Source organism: Azospirillum sp. B2RO_4 (genome assembly GCF_051124815.1).
Lineage (GTDB): Bacteria > Pseudomonadota > Alphaproteobacteria > Azospirillales > Azospirillaceae > Azospirillum.
In genome coordinates this window covers 323,942-342,291 of sequence record NZ_CP118487.1, presented here as the reverse complement: position 1 = coordinate 342,291, position 18,350 = coordinate 323,942, and the positions used below count along the sequence as shown (strand labels likewise).

General features: G+C 67.4%; 12 protein-coding genes. 6 read left to right on the top strand and 6 right to left on the bottom strand.

What is annotated here, in order from left to right:
- Positions 1–47: 47 nt before the first annotated feature.
- The 3 genes from PWS46_RS19130 to PWS46_RS19120 all read right to left on the bottom strand — a co-directional run bounded on the left by PWS46_RS19130 (position 48) and on the right by PWS46_RS19120 (position 3,676).
- A complete protein-coding gene (locus PWS46_RS19130; protein WP_434623000.1) occupies positions 48–2,324 on the bottom strand; it encodes a hybrid sensor histidine kinase/response regulator in 2,277 nt (758 codons plus the stop codon).
- A gap of 585 nt (positions 2,325–2,909) precedes the next feature.
- Entirely contained in the window at positions 2,910–3,254 is a 345-nt protein-coding gene (locus PWS46_RS19125) for a hypothetical protein (protein ID WP_434622999.1), read from the bottom strand.
- Between the two features lie 20 nt (positions 3,255–3,274).
- Positions 3,275–3,676, bottom strand: a complete 402-nt coding sequence (locus tag PWS46_RS19120) for a MarR family transcriptional regulator (protein ID WP_434622998.1) — start codon at positions 3,674–3,676, stop codon at positions 3,275–3,277.
- A gap of 279 nt (positions 3,677–3,955) precedes the next feature.
- Between PWS46_RS19120 and gpmA the strand changes: the two genes are divergently transcribed.
- Positions 3,956–4,717: a 2,3-diphosphoglycerate-dependent phosphoglycerate mutase gene (gpmA, locus tag PWS46_RS19115; protein ID WP_434622997.1), complete on the top strand. Its 762-nt coding sequence runs from the start codon at positions 3,956–3,958 to the stop codon at positions 4,715–4,717.
- A gap of 31 nt (positions 4,718–4,748) precedes the next feature.
- On the opposite strand, the gene PWS46_RS19110 is transcribed toward gpmA, so the two are convergent.
- Positions 4,749–7,043 carry a helicase-related protein gene (locus PWS46_RS19110; protein WP_434622996.1) on the bottom strand — a complete coding sequence of 765 codons (2,295 nt, stop codon included), beginning with the start codon at positions 7,041–7,043 and terminating at the stop codon, positions 4,749–4,751.
- 422 nt (positions 7,044–7,465) lie between these two features.
- On the opposite strand from PWS46_RS19110, the gene PWS46_RS19105 reads away from it, so the two are divergent.
- From PWS46_RS19105 to PWS46_RS19085, 5 genes are all read left to right on the top strand, one after another.
- Positions 7,466–8,302: a WecB/TagA/CpsF family glycosyltransferase gene (locus PWS46_RS19105; protein ID WP_434622995.1), complete on the top strand. Its 837-nt coding sequence runs from the start codon at positions 7,466–7,468 to the stop codon at positions 8,300–8,302.
- Between the two features lie 3 nt (positions 8,303–8,305).
- A complete protein-coding gene (locus PWS46_RS19100; RefSeq protein WP_434622994.1) occupies positions 8,306–10,648 on the top strand; it encodes a GumC family protein in 2,343 nt (780 codons plus the stop codon).
- Positions 10,649–10,863: 215 nt separating this feature from the next.
- Positions 10,864–12,087 carry an endo-1,4-beta-xylanase gene (locus PWS46_RS19095; protein WP_434622993.1) on the top strand — a complete coding sequence of 408 codons (1,224 nt, stop codon included), beginning with the start codon at positions 10,864–10,866 and terminating at the stop codon, positions 12,085–12,087.
- A 158-nt stretch (positions 12,088–12,245) separates the two neighbouring features.
- The gene (locus tag PWS46_RS19090; protein ID WP_434622991.1) at positions 12,246–13,211 is read left to right on the top strand and encodes a class I SAM-dependent methyltransferase; all 966 of its coding nucleotides are present in this window, start codon (positions 12,246–12,248) and stop codon (positions 13,209–13,211) included.
- Between the two features lie 221 nt (positions 13,212–13,432).
- Positions 13,433–15,952 (top strand): cellulase family glycosylhydrolase, encoded by a 2,520-nt coding sequence (locus PWS46_RS19085; protein ID WP_434622990.1) that lies wholly within the window; start codon positions 13,433–13,435, stop codon positions 15,950–15,952.
- Between the two features lie 88 nt (positions 15,953–16,040).
- Here the strand turns inward: PWS46_RS19085 and PWS46_RS19080 are convergent, their stop codons facing one another.
- Complete coding sequence (locus PWS46_RS19080) at positions 16,041–16,688, bottom strand: serine acetyltransferase (protein WP_434622989.1); 648 nt, start codon at positions 16,686–16,688, stop codon at positions 16,041–16,043.
- Positions 16,689–16,718: 30 nt separating this feature from the next.
- The gene (locus tag PWS46_RS19075) at positions 16,719–18,221 is read right to left on the bottom strand and encodes a lipopolysaccharide biosynthesis protein (RefSeq protein ID WP_434622988.1); all 1,503 of its coding nucleotides are present in this window, start codon (positions 18,219–18,221) and stop codon (positions 16,719–16,721) included.
- Between the last annotated feature and the right edge of the window lie 129 nt (positions 18,222–18,350).

Below are 18,350 nucleotides of genomic sequence, written 5' to 3'. Positions count from 1 at the left end.
CCTTTTCTGCGCCAGTTTGAGGCAACCCGGCTTCAGAAAGGGTTAATTCACGCCGCGGACTCGTTCTCCAGCGCCTGTTCGCCGCCATCGGATTCGCCGCCATCGGCCGAGCGGCTTCCCGGCCGTTCCGACAGAATGGCGGCGATGGCGTCGCGCAGCTCATCGGGGGACACCGGCTTGTGCAGCAGCCGGCAGCCGGTGGCGACCGCCTCGCGGATGCGTTCGGGCGCGGTATCGCCGGTCAGGATCAGGCCGGGCACCGGCCGGTCCAGCCGCTCCCCCACCGCCGCCACGGTCTGCACACCGGTCAGCCGTCCCGGCAACCGGAAATCGCTGACGATGAGGTCGGGCATGGGACCGACCGGTGGCGCCGTCCCCGCATTCTTCCCGCCGAACAGTGACAGGGCACTTTCGCCATCGACCGCCGCGATCACCCGATAGTCCCAGCTTTCCAGAAGCAGCCGCACGGCGTCGCGCTGAATCGGATCGTCCTCCACCACCAGGATCAGCCGGTCGCCGGCCTGAACAGGATCGGGCTCCTGGACCGGTACCAGGGTCGGCGGCCGTTCGGTGCCGACGACCGGCACATTGACCGCGAAGACGGAACCGCGGCCCTGGAGCGACCGCACCTCCACCGTGTGTCCCAGCAGCGCCGCCTTGCGCCGCACCTTGGCCAGCCCGAGGCCGAGGCCCTGGCGCCGGTCGCGCTCCGGATTGCCGAGCTGGACGAAATCCTCGAAGATGTTGTCGAGCTGTTCGGCGGGGATGCCCGTCCCGGTGTCCCACACCTCGATGCGCAGCCAGCGGCCATGGCGGCGGCAGCCGATGGTGACACGGCCCTTGTCGGTGAAGCGGATCGCATTACGCAGCAGATCGCCCAGCATGCGCGTCAGCAGCGTCCGGTCGGTGCGGATCACCATGCGGGTCGGCATCGCGCGCAGCGTCAGCCCCTTTTCCGTCGCCATGCCGCGGAATTCCGCCAGCAGTTCCTCGAACACCGCCGACACCGGCACGTCGGCCAGCTGCGGCCGGACGACGCCGGCGTCCAGCGTCGCCACCTCCAGCAGGGCGTGCAGAAGCTTTTCCCCGGCATCCAGCGCCTCGCCCATCTTTTCGGCGATGTTGCGGTCGCGCGTTTCGGCCAGCCGTTCCATCAGGATGTGATGGAACAGCCGCAAGGCCTGGAAGGGCTGGCGCAAATCATGGTTCGCGGCCGAGAGGAACCGGCCCTTGGCCTGATTGGCCCGCTCCTTTTCCTCCAGCGCCCGGCTCAGCTTCAGATTGAGGGTGCTGAGGGCGGCGGTACGCTCCTCCACCCGTTCCTCCAACTGCGCATTGGCCAGCTCCAGCTGGGCGTTCGCCTCGGTCAGGGCCTGACGGGCCAGCGCCTCGCGCCGCAGGCTGGCGGCCCCCAGCAGCGACAGTCCGGCAAGCGCCGCCACACCGGCAACCACCACGACGAGGCCGCGCTCCATCCGGACATACCAGGGCTCCAGCACGGCGCTGCGCGGGATGGTTACCGCCGACAGGATCGGCAGGTCGGCCATCCGCTTCACACCGATGACCGACGGCTTGCCGGTTCCCGTCCAGTTCGCATCGACCCGAATCGTCCCGTCATCCAGCCGCGGCAGGGGACCAAGCGAGGGGACGCCGATACCGGCCAGCCGGATGCCGTCGGGACGGTACAGGCCGACGGATCGCGCCATGCCGTCGCCGAAGGCGTTCAGCACCGGTTTCAGGGCCGACACCGGAACGGCCACCAGGACGGCACCGTCGAAAACGCCCGCCGCGGTGTGGATGCGGCGGGCGAAGAGAATTGCGGGCTGGCCGGCCATATGACCGAAGGCCGGAAGGATGCCATGTTCCTCCCCCGGCGGTAAGGGGCGGACCAGCAGCGAAAGGCCGTCGCTGGTTTCCGGCTCGGCAAAGGCGACGGTGGAGCCATAGCGCAGCGAACCGTCCGCACCCAGCAGGGCGATGCGGCCGTTGCGTTCCACCGCCATCGCTTCCGGCAGGCCGCGTTCCGCCCACGACTTCAGCCCCCGGCCATCCATCCGGCCGGCGATCTGTTCCAGCAGGTCGATGTTGGCGTCCAGCACGCCCCGGGCGTGGCTGTCGAACAGGATGGCCACCTGCCGGGCGTCGTCTTCGGCGCGTTCAAGCGTGTCCCGGTAATCGAGCGCGGTGACGGCCGCCCAGGATGCCGTTCCCAGCAATGCCAGCGTGGCGCAGAGAACCGCGACCAGCGTCCGCGGCGAGGCGGTGATCCGGCGGACGAAGGCGGAGGACGGCGTGGGTGATGGGGCCATCTGCGGCGATGACATCGGCCCGGTCAGGCAGGCATCGGACGGACCCGCGGTCGATGGGACCGAAGCTCCTTCCAAAGCGGCAGCGACAGGCGGGTGACGATCATCGGCGGGAAATCCTCGGCGGTGGCGAAAGGGACATGTTGCGGCTGGCAAGCACGAGAAATAATCGGTTCAACTCTGGCAGGAAAAGGTCGCGTTTCCGGCTGCAACGAATGTTCGACCGATGACTCGGCCTGCGGATCCCCATTCGGTTGATCGATCGGAACTATAGCTTAGCCCCAATAGCAGAAGGAACTTTATCACACGAAGCAATGCTACGCGACCGGTCTTGGCGACTATGACGATGTTCATAACCACCTGTCCGTCCGGTGAATACAGCTTCATCGACGATATGGCCTTCTGCGCGCAATTACCGCGCCGATCTCCACTTTTAGTATTTTCTGTGCTATTGGCTTCCGTAAAGGTCGAACACCGGAACCGAGCAGCCCCATAGGCACCGCGTCATTGGACGCGTGGAAAGCCGGGCAAACGGCAAAAGGCCGCACGCGCAGGATGCGCGGCGGCGTGATGTCGATCAGGCAGGCCGGTCAGGCAGGAACTTCAGGGAGGAGGTGCGACGGTCGGCGTCTCACCGCGCACGATCAGGATCAGGCCGTCGTCCGCAGCCTCCAGTTCCTTCCCGGCATCGCGGGGGATCGGAACCTTCTGGCGGCGACAGAAGAGCAGAAGCAGCGCCAGCGTCTTGCTGGGCGTGAACAGGACCTCCCGCGTTCTGGAGGCGCCGCTCTGCTGAATCTGGACCGACAAGCCACCGTCCGGGGTGGGCGCCACCGTGGTGACGACGCCCAGCGGCAGGTCCGTCTGATTGGGGGCCTTCTGGTACCAGGCGAGGGCTTTTTTCAGGGCGGAATTGGTGAAGAACAGCTCACGGGTCTCGACGATCATTCCATACCCTGACGAAGCACTCAGGCCCGGCCACCCTCCAGTCCCGGGTTCAGCCGGAACGTAATCGCGCGCCCCAGTTTGGATTCCCGCAGAAGGATCTGCTTGGTTTCCAGCAGCTTGATGGCCCGGTTCACATTGGGCCGCTGCATGCCCAGCGCGTCAGCCAGTTCGGACTGCAGCACCGGAACGGAACGATCGAAATGGAGCCTCCGGCTCAGATAAGTGAACACACGAAGCGCCTCCAGAGTGATCTCGCGGTCGGTCGACACGGCTCTGGAGATGACGTCATGATGATGCAGCATCGTGGCCTCGGTACGCAAGGTTGTCAGGTTGCTGGGGCGATAATCGGAATGGTTCGGCGGTGTGCCCGGCAGGACTGCTGCGCCGTGTGAAGTCTGCGATCCCGTGTTCGGCTCGGTCATCGTCCCTTCCCATCCGCTGCGGCCGGCACGGCCGGTGATTTCAGGTGGGGTGACCGTACCGCACGATTATTGTCCGAGTATGTCGCCAAGATTTCGCGGCTGACATAATTGGTGTCTCCGGAGGCAATCATGAAACCGGATTGAAACTGCCACGCACGGTCGGGCAGGCTCCCTCACGCCCGGCCATGCGATGATTTGTCGCGGGAACCGCTGCGGCTACAGGTCTGTTTCAACAGGGAAGTGCCCGATGGGCGGCCGGCTACCGAAGGGAGACCCGCCATGCACCGACTGATCCTGCTTCGCCACGGCCAGAGCGTGTGGAACGCGGAAGACCGCTTCACCGGGTGGACCGACGTCGGCCTGACCGACCGCGGGATCGCCGAGACGCACAAGGCGGCCGACCTGCTCAAGGCTGCCGGCATCGACGTCGACATCGCCTTCACCTCGGTGCTGAGCCGCGCGATCGAGACCCTGCACATCGTCCTGCGCGACATGGACCGGCTGTGGCTGCCGGTGCACAAGCACTGGCGTCTGAACGAGCGGCATTACGGTGCGCTGCAGGGGCTGAACAAGGCGGAGACGGCGGAGCGCCACGGGGCGGAGCAGGTGTTCCAGTGGCGGCGAAGCTGGGACGTCCCGCCGCCGCCGATCGAGCCGGACGACCCGCGGTCCGCCGTTACCGACCGCCGCTATGCCGGCCTCGCGAAGGCCAACCTGCCGCGCGGCGAAAGCCTGAAGGACACCACGGAGCGGGTGGTCCCCTTCTGGCGCGACGAGATCGCCCCGGCGCTGCGGCTGGGTGCGCGGGTGCTGGTGTCGGCCCACGGCAACAGCCTGCGCGGGCTGGTCAAGCATCTGGACGATGTCGCCGACCACGACATCCCGCTGTTCGAAATCCCCACCAGCCGCCCGCTGGTCTATGAACTGGGCGCCGACCTGACGCCGCTTCGCCGCTACTTCCTGGGCGAGGAGGGCACGGTCGAGGAGATCAACTGGCCAAAGCGCGAGGGAGCGACTCCGGGCAGCAGCGCGGCGGCGTGAGTTTGCCACTCCCGAAGCGGGAGAGAGCGCCTTATGGAGTGGCGCTTTTCCGCTTCGGGCCACGTCCAGTGCGGGGGCCTGGACCTGTACGGGGACCACCCCGGCCGGTGTCGCGACCGGCTTCCTTCGCCACCGGATGGTGGAAGTGGTGCGGGTGGCCGCCCGGCTTCTCGCCGTTGCCGCGCTCCGGCCCGCCGCGACGGCCGCCCCGGCGTTCCTCGACGCGGCTGCTGTAACAATTGTCGCAGACGCGGAAACGGTGGTTGGCCTTCAGCCGCGTGCCGCAGACCGGGCAGGCGCGGGCGAGCGAGCGCTCGGCGAGCGTCCGCTCGATGAAGGCGTTCAGGTGCGCCCGGCGCTCCTGGCACAGATCCATCTCGGGATAGGCATCGGGGAAGCGGTACGCCAGCCACGCGTAGGCGGTCAGCTCCTTCACCGCCCGCTCGGCCTTTTCCAGCTCCACGTCGGTGCCGACGCTGTGGCGGAAGCGCTCGGCGGCATCGGGGGCGGCGTTGGGAATGCCCCGGCCCTGGTTGACCGCCCAGCCGCCGAGAAGGCGCAGGTTGTTCTGGTCGCGGGTGTCGATCGGGCAGCGGGCCAGCATGTCGCGCTGCGCCAGCGGCAGCTTGGCGCGGTCCACCGCCGCCGCCGCCTGGATGCGCTGCTCCAGATCGGTCATGCGGAAGGTCTGGTTGGCGCGCAACAGCTCCTGCCCGGCGGTGCGCAGCACCTTGGCGAGGCTGTCGGTGTCCAGTTCGCGCGCGATGGCCTCGACATGGCTGAGGTTTGGCGAAATCCATGAGCGCGGGTCTTCCGGCGGCACCGGCGGCGAGGTCAGCGCCCGGCGCACCGGGTTGATGCTCTCGCCGTCCAGCACGGCGACGCGGCCTTCCTCATGCATGCCGAAGCGGCCGGCGCGCCCGCCGATCTGCCGGATCTCCGACGCGGTCAGCTCGCGCTCCTCGCGCCCGTCGTACTTGCGGGTGGTGGACAGCACGACGCGGGCGACCGGCAGGTTCAGCCCCATGCCGATGGCGTCGGTCGCCACCAGCACGTCGGCGGTGCCTTCGCGGAAACGGCGCGCCTCGGCCCGGCGAACCTCCGGCGACAGGGCGCCGTAGATCACCGCGACATTGTGGTTGCGGCCGAGCAGGTCGTGGCGCAGAGCCATCACGTCCTTGCGCGAGAAGGCGATCAGGGCATCGCCCGGCTTCACATCCTCCAGCTTCACCCGCTCCTCCTGGACGCGCAGCGGCGACTTGCGGGTGAATTCGACGACCTCCAGTTCCTCTCCCATCGCGTCGGCCAGACGCTTGACGTAGGGGATGGCGTCGGCGGAGCCGGTCATCAGGATTTCCGGAGCGGCCACGCCGGCCACCGCCTGGGTCCAGGCCCAGCCGCGGTCGGGATCGCCGATCATCTGGATCTCGTCGATGACGCAGGCGCCCCACACCTTGGACGTGTTCACCATCTCGATGGTCGATGAGGTGAAGGCGGCGCCCGGCCGCACGTCGCGCTCCTCGCCGGTGACGAGGCTGCAGGGCCGGCCGCGCGTCTCCAGCGCCTCCTGCCCCTCCAGTGCCAGCAGGCGCAGCGGGGCGAGGTAACAGCCGCTCTCGGCCTCCGCCAGCCGGTCCATGGCGGCGTGGGTCTTGCCCGAATTGGTCGGGCCGACGTAAAGCCGCAGCTTGCGGATCATCGCGCGGGCGGTGGCGAAGCTGTCCAGATAGACGCCCATGCCGGACGCATTCTCCAGCCGCTCCCGCCGGACCTTCAGGCCGGCGCGGGCGGCGGCGGTGGAGAACGCCTCCTCCATCGCGTCGAGCAGCGTCTGCAAGCGCGGAATCCGGCCGCCGAAGCCGACGACGCGGCCCAGTTCGTCGGCGAAGCCCTTCGGCCGCCAGGACTCGCCGAAGCCGGCCGCCCGCTGCCCCATCGAGGCGAACCAGCCGTCGACCCGGTCCTTCGCCTTGGCGATGGCGGGAGAGGACAGGCAGGCGCCCTTCACCCGTTTGCCCAGCGCCTTGGCCTGCGGCCGGCCGAAGCCCTCGTCGATGGTCAGCAGGCCCCACAGGTCGGCTTCGATGTCGGGAAGCGGGCCGAGAGCCACCTTGAAGCGCAGCTTCAGCTTGCGGTCGGTGCCGGGGATCTGGACGACGTGGTTGACCGCGACCGACCAGCGCGCCGGGGTGCTGTCGGCGTCCACCTCGATCCCGTCGCCGCGCACCACGGCGGCCACCGCGCGCAGGGCGTCGCGGCGGTCGAATTCGTCGGCGGTGCCGGGGGTGCGGCCCGAACGGGCGTTGTCGGAAGTGTCGTCGGTCATGGATCGTCTTTTCTTGGAATTGCCCCGGTCATGCAAGCGCTTCGGCCAGGATCATCGGCCGGGAGGCCGATCCGGCGGCGCGGATACGCCCTTGCCCCGGACAACAGCCATAGAGCGCCAGGGTCTCTCTTTATGGCAGGGGTCCCTCTTTATGGGTCTGACCGGTCGATTCGGCAAGCCGAATCCCCCGAAGGGAGCAAGCCCGGGCTAATTCGAATCCGTCGCCGTTTCGCCGATCTCGCCCGTGCGAAAAGGGGGGAGGACCGGCCACATAGAGCCACGCAGGTTTGGTGGCCGGCCCCAACGGGTTAGCCGCCGCCGCCCGGTGGACAGGCCCGACGTCGGGCCGGGCCGGATCGGCCGCAAGAACGGTCGCGAAACGGTCAATGCTTTGTTCCGATTAATTTTTTTGGGAGATGCGCATGCCGAATCCTCGTGAGGTCCTGGAACTGATCGAGCGCATGCGGTGCATTTCGAACGACGGCGAGCGCCGGGCCCTGATCGACCATCTGGGCGCGGTGGACCGTCCGACGGTGCTGTCCTTCCTGAACGCGCATGGCCTGAACGTCTGCATGGGCTCGGACGCGGCGCTGGCCGCCTTCGCCTCGTCGGACGTTCTGCTGCGCGACGGGATCGGGTTGCAGGCGGTGCTGCCGGTGCTGGGACGGCCGGCCGGCCTGAACATGAACGGCACCGACTTCATCCCGCTGCTGCTGAAATCGCTCACCCCCCGCAGCGTCGCCATTTACGGCACCGCTACCCCGTGGCTGGACCGTGCCCGTGTCGTCCTGGAAGCGGCCACCCCGCACCGCTACACCGACCTGCAGCACGGCTTCCACCCGACGGAGCATTACATTGCCCAGGCGCGGGCCACCCGCCCCGACGTCATCCTGCTCGCCATGGGCATGCCCAAGCAGGAAGAGGTCGCGACTGAGCTGAAGCGCGCTCTCGACCATCCGGTGCTGATCGTCAACGGCGGCGCCATCGTCGATTTCCTGGCGGGCCGCTTCAAGCGCGCCCCGGAAGCGGTCCAGCGCTCCGGCCTGGAATGGGCCTTCCGCCTGGCGCAGGAGCCCCGCCGCCTGTTCCGCCGCTATTGCATCGGTGCCTTCGGCTTCGCCTGGAGCACCGTCCGCCTTCGCCGTGCCGCATCCCTCCGCACCCACGGAACGGGCGCCGCAGCGCCCGCTTCCACCCGGCTCTCCCCCCGGCTCTCCCAGTCGACGATCCGCCGGTCGCCTATCCAGAAGGAGCTTTGAGACGTGGAAAATCTTCCCCAGATCAATAACGGAGGTCCAGGCGGCCCGCCGGCTCCGTCATGGCCCGCCCAGGTCGGCCATCACACGCCGCGCGAGTTCGACGGCCCTGCTCCGGCGATGGGTCCCGACTTCCGCTTCATCCTGCGGGTGCTGGCGGCCCACAAGACGCTGATCGCCGCCATCGTGCTGGCGCTGACCGCGCTGTCGGCCTTCGGCGTCTCGCTGATGAAGGACAAATACACCTCCGAAGCCCTTCTGCTGGTCGACAACCGGCAGGTCCGCGTCGTCCGCGCGGAGGATCAGGCGCTGAACGCGATCACGCCGGAAGACAGCGCGATCCTCAGCGAGATCGAAATCCTGAAGTCGACGGCGGTGCTGACCCAGACGATCGCCGATCTGGGGCTGGCCACCAACCCCGAATTCAACCCGCCGATCCAATCGGACGACAGCAAGCCCTTCGTCGAGCGCGCCACCGCCTGGACGCGTGAGCAGGCCCATGCCGTCTTCGGTCCCGACCTGCCGGGCGTCGTCGATGCAGTCCTGGCCCATGGCGACGACATGACCAAGGACACCCACCTGCGCGAGACCCGCGCCGCCGACAGCATCGACGGGGTACTGGACCGCGTCCGCCGCAATCTGGAAGTCGGCATCGTCGGCCGGTCGCGCGTGATCCAGGTCCGCTACACCTCGCGCGATCCGGAAATCGCCCAGAAGGTGGTCGACACCGTCGTCCACCGCTACATGGAAACCCGCCAGCAGATGGACCGCGACCTGTCCACCAGCGCCATCGCCTGGCTGGAAGACCGCATCGCCACCCTGCGCAAGGAAGTGGCCGCGGCCGACACCAAGGTCGACGCAGTCCGCTTCAAGGCCGGTCTGGTCAAGAACGGCACCAACGGCCTGATGGCGACCACCGAGCTTGAGCAGGCCCGCCTGCGTCTGGCCGAGGCCGCCGCCAACCGCGCCCGCGCCGTCGCCCAGGCGCAGACGCTGGAACGCAGCTCCGGCAACGGCGGCAGCCTCGCCTCGCCGGTCGTCGCCCAGCTGCGCGCCACGGTCGCCTCGATCTCCACCGAACTGGCCCAGCTGTCGCGCCAGTATGGTCCGAAGCACCCGCGCATCCAGGAACTGCAGGCCCGCCTGAACGAGGCGAACTCCTCGCTGCAGCAGGAGGTCCGCCACGAGATCGCCGGCGTCCGCGAGGCGGCCAACGTCGCCGTCGAGCAGGAAAACGCCCTGAAGTCGATGATCGCCAAGCTGGAATCCGGCTATCAGACCATGGCCGAGGAAGCGGTGCCGCTGCGCACGCTGGAGGCCGAGGCCCAGGCCAAGCGCCAGCTGCTGGACAGCCTGCTCGGCCGTCTGGAAGAGGTGCAGGCCCAGCAGGACAACCGCGCCTTCCCGACCGCCGTCAAGCTGGTCTCGGCGCCGCAGGTCCCGCATGAGCCGTCGGGTCCGTACCGCCTGCTGCTGCTGCTGGCCGGCTTCTTCGCCTCCATCGCCGTGGCCGTCTTCATCGTCTTCGGCATCGAGCTGTTCCAGCGCCGCATCCGCACCCCGGAAGCCGTCCGCCGCATCCTGGGCGTGGGCACGGTCCACATCGTCCCGCACCACTCCACCCGCGGTTCCCGCGGCCGTCTGGACCAGATCTTCCAGAACCACCCCTTCTCGCTGTTCTCGGAATCGATGCGCGCCCTGTTCCGCAACCACCTGGCGGACATGGGTCCGGTCGGCTCCATCGCCGTCACCTCGGCCCGCCCGCAGGACGGCAAGACCTCGATGAGCCTCGCCGTCGCCCAGGTCGCGGCCCAGGCCGGCCGCCGCGTGGTGGTGGTCGACACCGACTTCCGCCGGTCGCGCATCGATGCCCTGTTCAACCTGTCGGCCAAGAAGGGCCTGTCGGACTGGATTTCCGGCACCGCCACCCTGGACGAGATCGTGCATACCAGCGAAGACGCGCCCTATGCGATGATCCCGGCCGGCCGCCTGATGTCGGAGACGCTGGACCGCTTCAACGTCGACGGCCTGATCCACCTGATGGCCGGCCTGTCGCCGCACTTCGATCTGGTGGTGTTCGACACCGCCCCGGCGCTCGCCGTGTCGGATGCCCGCATCGTCTGCGGCGCCGCGTCGAAGGTGATGTTCGTCAGCCGCTGGGGCCACACCACGGCCAGCGACCTGCAGGCGGTCGCCGACCTGGGGCCGATCGACCATTCGAAGTTCGTGGCGGTGATGACCGACGTGAACCTGAAGAAGGCGGCCTCGCGCGGTTACCAGGGTCCCTACAACAGCTACATGGCGACCCGGAAATACTACGGCGACACCACCCTGCGGACCGCTCCGTAAAGCGGGCAGGGCAACCTGAAGCTCCTTCGACCCGAGGCCCTTCCCTCCCGAACGCTGCGGCGTCCGGAGGGAGGGGTCTCTTCGCGACCGGAACCCGCGACCGGCCCAACATCCGGAAGAGAGAGTCCCTCCGCATGACCGAGAGTCCGAAGTCCGGTTTTCCCAATTGGCGTCCCCAGTGGCGTCCCCAGTGGCGCCCGTCCCGACGCGATCTGATGTGGACCGCCGCCGCCGGCGCGGTGCTGGCGAGTTGCCGCGGCGCCAGCGGCCCGGCCCCGGCGGAGGCCGCCGCAACCCACGCGGAGGCGGCGGAGCCGGCGGTGACCCTGCGCGAGGCCTGCCGGGCGCTGGGTATCCGCCACGGTGCCGCCCGCGACCATTTCGTCGATCCGGAAGACCCCATGCTCGACCGGCTGATGGCGCGCGAATGCGACGTCGTCACCCCGGAGAACGGCGGCAAATGGGGGGTCTTCCAGCACACCGAGGGGAATTTCGACTGGCGCCGCTTCGACGCGGCGGTAGAACTGGCGCGCAGCATCGGCGCAACGCCGAACTGGCACACCATCATCTGGCAGCATATGGGCATGCCGCCCTACATGAAGCTGCCGACGGCCCGGCAGGCGGAGCTGAACATCTCCGAGAACGCCTATTTCTCGCCGGAGGGCACGCTGAGCGAGGAGAATGTCTGGCCGCGCTTCACCGGCGTGGTCGAGGCGGTGCGGCAGCGCTACGGCGATATCTTCTACCGCATCGACGTCGCCAACGAGGTCTTCTTCTGGGAAACGGCGGACAGCCATCCGCGCCAGCAGGACCGCTACGGTTTCCGCCGCGGCATGTGGTGGGTGGCGGCCGGCGGGGCGGAGAAGGGGCCGGAATGGCTCGATCCCTTCTTCCACCATGTCCATAAGGCTTTTCCCAAGGCGAAGCTGGTGCTGAACGAGTTCGGCATCGAGATCGACGAGGGCTGGCAGCAGCGCAAGCGCGCCTATCTGCTCGACTGGCTGACCGGGGCGGTGAGGCGCGGTGTGCCGATCCACGGCATCGGACTGCAGAGCCACCTGATCGGCGGCAAGCCCTATGACAGCGCCGGCATGCGCAGGTTCCTGCGCGCCGTCGACAAGCTGGGCCTCGCCGTGCATCTGACCGAGATGGACGTCGACGAGACGCGCCTGCCCCGCTCCTGGTCGCGGGGGGAGAAGGACCGGGCGATGGCCCAATTGGCCCGCAGCTATCTGGCCGACATGCTGGACAATGCACGGGTGGTGGAACTGTGCTGGTGGCACCTGCGCTCCGACCTGAATTTCATCGCGCGGGAGCATCCCGACCTGCACCCCCACCCCTCCCCCTATGACGAGAACTCCCGGCCGCTGCCGCTCTACACGGCGGTGGTGGACACGCTGCGGGAGAAGGCGCGTACCGGCAGGGTGCGGTCGGGCTGAGATTCGGCGCAAGCGGTGCGCAGGGGAGGTAAGCCGCTGTCGGTCGCCTCCCCCTCCGACAGGTTCACGCCTTTTCTCCTTCGCGTGCGGGCGCTGGTTCCCCTGCCCGATTAGAGTCCCTCAATGCGTCCGGTGTCCCCCTGATGGAGAGGTCGATCGTGCAGAATACAGCCGACACGTTGCCGATGGATCGCCTGCCCGCCGACCGGAGGACCGACGACGCGCTCGTCGAGCGCTACCGGCGGAAATTCCACCTCTCGCCAACCTATCCGCTGACCGTGGAGATGGTGCAGCGCCACTGGACCCTGGAACGGCAGCTTGCCCGCGAATTGATGGAGACCAAGCCGGAGGAGCGCTGGGACGCCTTCGAGGCGGCCTACACCACGCTCTACACCAGCTGCCCCTGGCTGAACGAGGCGGAGGACGACGCCCACACCCGCAACGACGACCTGGACTTCCGCCATTTCCTGACCCTGCTGGGCGGACCGCAGGACGTCTACGAGGTCGGGTCGGGCAAGGCGCGGCTGCTGCGCTACCTCGCCCGCCACGGCTACCGCTGCGTCGCGACGGAGGTGACGCGCGAGCGCGGCGCCAGTTGGATCGAGCAGGACTCCAACGTCACCTGGAAGAACAGCGACGGCGTGCATCTGGCGCAGTTCGAGCCGGCCGGCCGCTATGACAGCGTGGTCTCCACCCATGTGGTGGAGCACATGCATCCCGGCGACGTCGTCACCCACATGAAGAACGTCCACACCATCCTGAAACCGGGCGGCAAATATGTCCTGAGCATGCCGCACAAGTTCGCCGGCCCCGCCGACCTGTCGGAGGTGTTCGGACTGTACGAGCCGGTCTGCATGCATCTGCGCGAATATGGCTGGGGCGAGACGGCGGCGATGCTGCGCGAAGCCGGCTTCGGCCGGGTGGAGGCGGCCTATGTCGTGCCGATGGCGGTGCGCCGCCACCTGAACCTGCATTTCGCCAGCCGCGCCTATTTCGGCTACATGCGGGTGGTTGAGGCATTTTTGGGACAGCTGCCGTTAACCCTAAATCGCAAGCTCGGAAGGATAGGTCAGCTCTATCTGTTCCGCCCGGAGGTGTTCCTGGTCGCGCACAAACCGCGCTGACGGTTTCGAGCGGACAGAAAAGTTCTTTTAATTTCAAATACCTACCCGACAACGAACCCCTTTGTTGCTGCGATGCATCGACAAAGGGGTTTTTCGTGTCTCTTTCTTTTCACAAGTGGTAGTGGCATTCGAGCCGCATTTCGCTAAAATTTGAAATAGCTCGTTAACCTTTTCCGGCCAGTCTGGGCTCCAGCGAAAACACGGAAAAGAGGATGCTTCCAATGGCAACGAGCCCCGTCGATACGACCTTCGTAGTCAATGCCTCGGGTGTGGCTGCCGGAGGAGTCTGGCCGCACTTCAAGTTCCTTGTCGATGGCGTGTCCGTCGGCCAGGCGACGGTCAATTCCACCAGCGCCGGCCGGTACAGCTTCACCACCAAGGTGGCTCCCGACGCCGCGCACAAGGTCCAGGTCGTGTACGACAACGACTGGATGTCCACCGATAAGGCCGGCATGTACCGCGACCTGATCGTCAAGTCGATCGAAGTCAACGGCAAGACCATCGCTTCCACCCACTCGACGGTCTCCTACGCCGCCGACGGCCAGGGCACCCTGTCCGGCCGCGAAATGCTGTCCTGGAGCGGCTCGCTCGATTTCAACATGTCCAAGGACCTGTTCGCCAGCGCCGCCGGGACCCCGACCACGCCGACCACCCCCACGACGCCGACCACCCCGACCACCGGCGGCACGCCGATCGTCGTGAATGCGTATGGCACGGCGGCCGGCGGCGTGAACGCCCACTTCAAGGTCCTGGTCGACGGCAAGCAGATCGGTGAAGGCACCGCCGGCACCGCCGCCAAGGACTTCACCTTCAACGCGAACGTCGCCGCCGACGTCGCCCACAAGGTCCAGATCCAGTACGACAACGACGGCGTTGTCGGCGGCGTCGACCGCAACCTGTACGTCAACAAGATCACCATCGGCGGTCATGCCGTCGCCCCGACCGACAGCATCGTGTCGATCGACAAGGGCGCGCTGGACGGTCGGGATGTCGTCGCCGGCCAGAAGGCGCTGTGGTGGAACGGCACCATGGAAGTGAAGGCCGACAAGTCCTGGTTCGCCGGCAGCACCTCCACCCCGACCACGCCCACCTCCCCGAGCCAGCCGAGCCTGTCGGTCAGCGACGCGACGGTGACGGAGCCGACCGGTTCGAAGACCGCCGGCGGCATCGAAGGCTTCCTGCACACCCAGGGCAACCAGATCGTCGACGAGGCCGGCAACACCGTCCGCCTGACCGGCGTCAACTGGTTCGGCGGCGAGGGCTACAACTACGTGCCCGCCGGCCTGTGGGTGGACAGCTACCAGCACCACCTGGAAAACATGAAGTCGGTCGGCTTCAACACCATCCGCCTGACCATGTCGGACGCCATGTTCGACAGCAGCGCGGTGACCAACGGCATCGACTATTCGAAGAACCCGGATCTGGTCGGTCTGACCCGCCTGCAGGTCTATGACAAGGTCATCGACTATGCCGGCAAGCTCGGCATGAAGGTGATCCTCGACCACCACCGCAACGACGGCGGCGCCGGCACCAACGAACACGGCCTCTGGTACACCAGCGCCCACCCGGAATCGACGGTGATCGCCAACTGGAAGATGCTGGCCCAGCATTACGCCGGCAACGAGACCGTCATCGGCGCCGACCTGCACAACGAGCCGAGCGTGACCGCCACCTGGGGCGGCAATGCCGCCACCGACTGGGCCTCGGCCGCCGAGCGCATCGGCAACGCCATCCAGACCGTGAACAAGGACTGGCTGCTGTTCGTCGAAGGCACGGAATGGAGCAGCACCCTGGCCGGTGCGCAGTCCCGCCCGATCCACTTCGACACCCCCAACAAGCTCGTCTACTCGCCGCACGCCTACGGCCAGAGCGTCGGGCAGTTCAGCTGGCTGAACGACCCGAACTACCCGAACAACCTGCCGGCCCAGTACGACAAGATGTGGGGCTATCTCTACAAGAACGACACCGCGCCGATCCTGCTGGGCGAATGGGGCGGCCAGTTCAACAGCACGGCCGAGCAGACCTGGGCCAAGACCATGGCCAAGTACCTGAACGGCGACTGGAACCTGGACGGCAAGAGCGACATCGCGGCCGGCGACAAGGGCATGAGCTGGACCTTCTGGGCCTGGACTCCGGAATCGGGTGACGTCGGCGGCATCCTGATGGACGACTACAAGACGGTGAACCAGAGCAAGGTCAACATCATCAAGACCGCCATGGAAGGCGCCGTCTTCGATACCCCGACCACCGTCGCCAACAGCGTCAACGCCACCTTCACGGTGAAGCTGTCGGCCGCCTCCAGCAGCCCGGTCACGGTGGACTACTCCACGGTGGACGGCACGGCCAAGGCCGGCTCCGACTACACCGCCACCAGCGGCAAGCTGACCTTCGCCGCCGGCGAGACTGCCAAGACCGTGACGGTCAAGGTGCTGAGCGACAGCGTGACGGAAGGCAACGAGACCTTCAGCCTGAAGATCTCCAACCCGACCGCCGCCACGCTGGCCGACGCCACCGGCACCGGCACGATCGTCGACGCCGCCGCCAAGGCCGCCGCCGCTTCGCTCAGCTCGGCCGACCTGCTGGCCCACACGGTGACGGCCGCCAACGACACGACGGTCGACCACCTGCCGACGGCCACCGTCGCCAGCATCGACAGCTCGGTCACCGACCTGTCGCACGCCGCCTACGACACCGCCTATCACGGTGTGGAGTGGCACGACCCGATGGCCCACGCGGCCTGAGGATCGGCTTCACCGCAACCGGTGTAACGACGACGGAAGGGGCCGGCAGCCACACGCTGCCGGCCCCTTTCCGTTTCGCGCCCGGCAATCAGCCCGGAACGGGTGACGCCTGTACGGCAGCCGTATGGGTGGCGGACGCGCCGACGGGGGCCGGATGCGGGATGTCGGGGATGGCAACCTCCGCCACCGCCTTGCCCGGATTTCCGGCGACGACGGTACGGCGGGGCATCGGCTTGGTGACGACCGTGGACGCGGCGACGATGCACTCGTCACCGACGCTGACGCCGATGATCACCGCGTGCGGCCCAACCCAGACGCCGTCGCCCAGCTCCGGGTAATGGGTCACCCGGCCGCTGGGGAGCAGATCGTCCTTTTGGCCCAGGGTGACGCCGTGGAACAGGGTGACGTTGGCGCCGATGCGGGCGTTGGCGTTCACCACCAGCCCCCAGCCGTGCAGGATGCGCAAGCCGGGTCCGACCTGGGTCTCCCACGGCAGATCCATGGCGGCCGAATGCTGGGTCCAGCGGTGCAGCAGCCGGCATGCGGCCAGCAGCGGCTTGCGCAACGGCCCGCCCATCCGGTCGGCCGCCTGGCAGCTGCGCAGGGTGAAGGTCACCCGGAACATGCGGTTGCCTGCCAGCAGCTTCAGCACCGCCCCGAGGCCGGAACCGCCGCCGTAGCGGATGGCATCCGCCGCGACCGTCTGCCGATATGTGTAGCGCGGAACATCCTGCATCGCGGTGGGATCCTCCCGGATTAATGAATGTCAGGCCGATCGTTCGGCCGCCTGCGGCCGGCGAAAAAATCGGCCGAGCATGCGGAACAGCATGGCGCGGTCGGTCTTGCCGAAGCTCGGCCCGAACAGGGTGACGATGGCGAACAGCATGGTCAGACCGACCTTTGCCGCGGTGAAGGTGGGGTTCACCTCGAACCCGAACAGGGCGAGGCCGGCCAGATAGGCGATGGCGGCCGGCGCCAGGATGCCGGTCACCCTCAGGATGCTGAGCGGCGGTTCCTTCGGGCTGAGGCGGCGGCACAGCGTCTCGGTCGCGCAGAGCATCACCAGCTCGCGCGCCAGCACGCCGATGGCACCGCCCATCAGGCCGAGCGGCCCAAGCGTCACCCCCATGATCGCCGTGCCGACCGCCAGCCCGCCCAGCGAGATCGCCGGCAGGACGCCGACCTTCTTGGTCTTCACCAGTCCGACCTCGGCATGCATGCGCACACCGTGCAGCACATAGGCCAGCACCAGTAGCGGCATGCAGGGCAGTACGGTGTCGTATTCGCTGGACGCGATCAGCCACAGCACCTCGGGCGAGGTCAGCGCCATGCCCAGCGCCGCCGCCGACAGCAGGACGAGAAACAGGTAGAAGACGAATTCCGACTGTTCGCGCCCGGCGGCGTTGTCGCCGACGTCGTGCTGGGCCTCGATCCGGCTGACCGACCAGATCTGCAGGAAGGAGGCGGTCAGGAACATGTAGAGCATGGTGGCGAGCCGCAGCCCGAAGGACAGCACGCCGACCGCCGCCACACCCATCAGCAGGTTGACCAGATAGCGCATGGCGAACTGGTTGCCCATGTCCAGCATGGTCTGCGGCATGAAGGGCAGGCCCAGCACCGACACCCGCTTCAGGATGCCGAAGGAGAAGCCGACGCCGTTCGCGCCCAGGATCGCCACCGTCAGCGCGATGCCCAGCCCGACGAAGGTGATGGCGTTGGCCAGGAAGATGCCGGTCACGCCCAGGTCCATCACCAGCAGGAAGGTGAGGTTGAGGCCGATCAGCCCCACCGCCTTGCCGACCGAGATCAGCAGGCAGGTGCCCGACCGCTTGTGGACCCGGTAATAGGCGAGCGCCAGTTCGAACACCGCGCTGAAGGCGATGCCGGCAAAGGCGAAGGCGATGATCGGCGCCTGGTCGCTGCCGCCGAACAGCAGGTGGCTGGCGCCCCATCCCGCCGGCAGCGCCACCGCCAGCAGGAGCAGCGAGGCCGCCCAAAGCCCGATCATTGTGGTGCTGACCACGCGGGCCCGGCCGCGGGTGTCCGCATGTTCGAAATAGACGACGGTGAAGGCATTGATCATCCCGATCATCAGCATGACCGCGACGATGTCGCCCACGACGCTGATCAGGGCATAGACGCCGAACTCCGCCGGCGACAGGACCTTCGTATAGAGCGGCAGCAGAAGCAGTCCCGCGGCGCGGTTGACCACGTTCGCCACCATGAACATCCAGCCATGTTTGATGATCGTACCAGCTTCGAGAGCCATCCGGTTTCCTTCGCCCCCTATAGTCCGCTTCTTTTTCCGGTCCCGCCTGAGAGGGGAGCGCCTGCATCCGCCAAGTCGTGTGGAGTGGGGACGCAGATAAGGAAAAAGAACGCGCCAAATCTTGGCGGC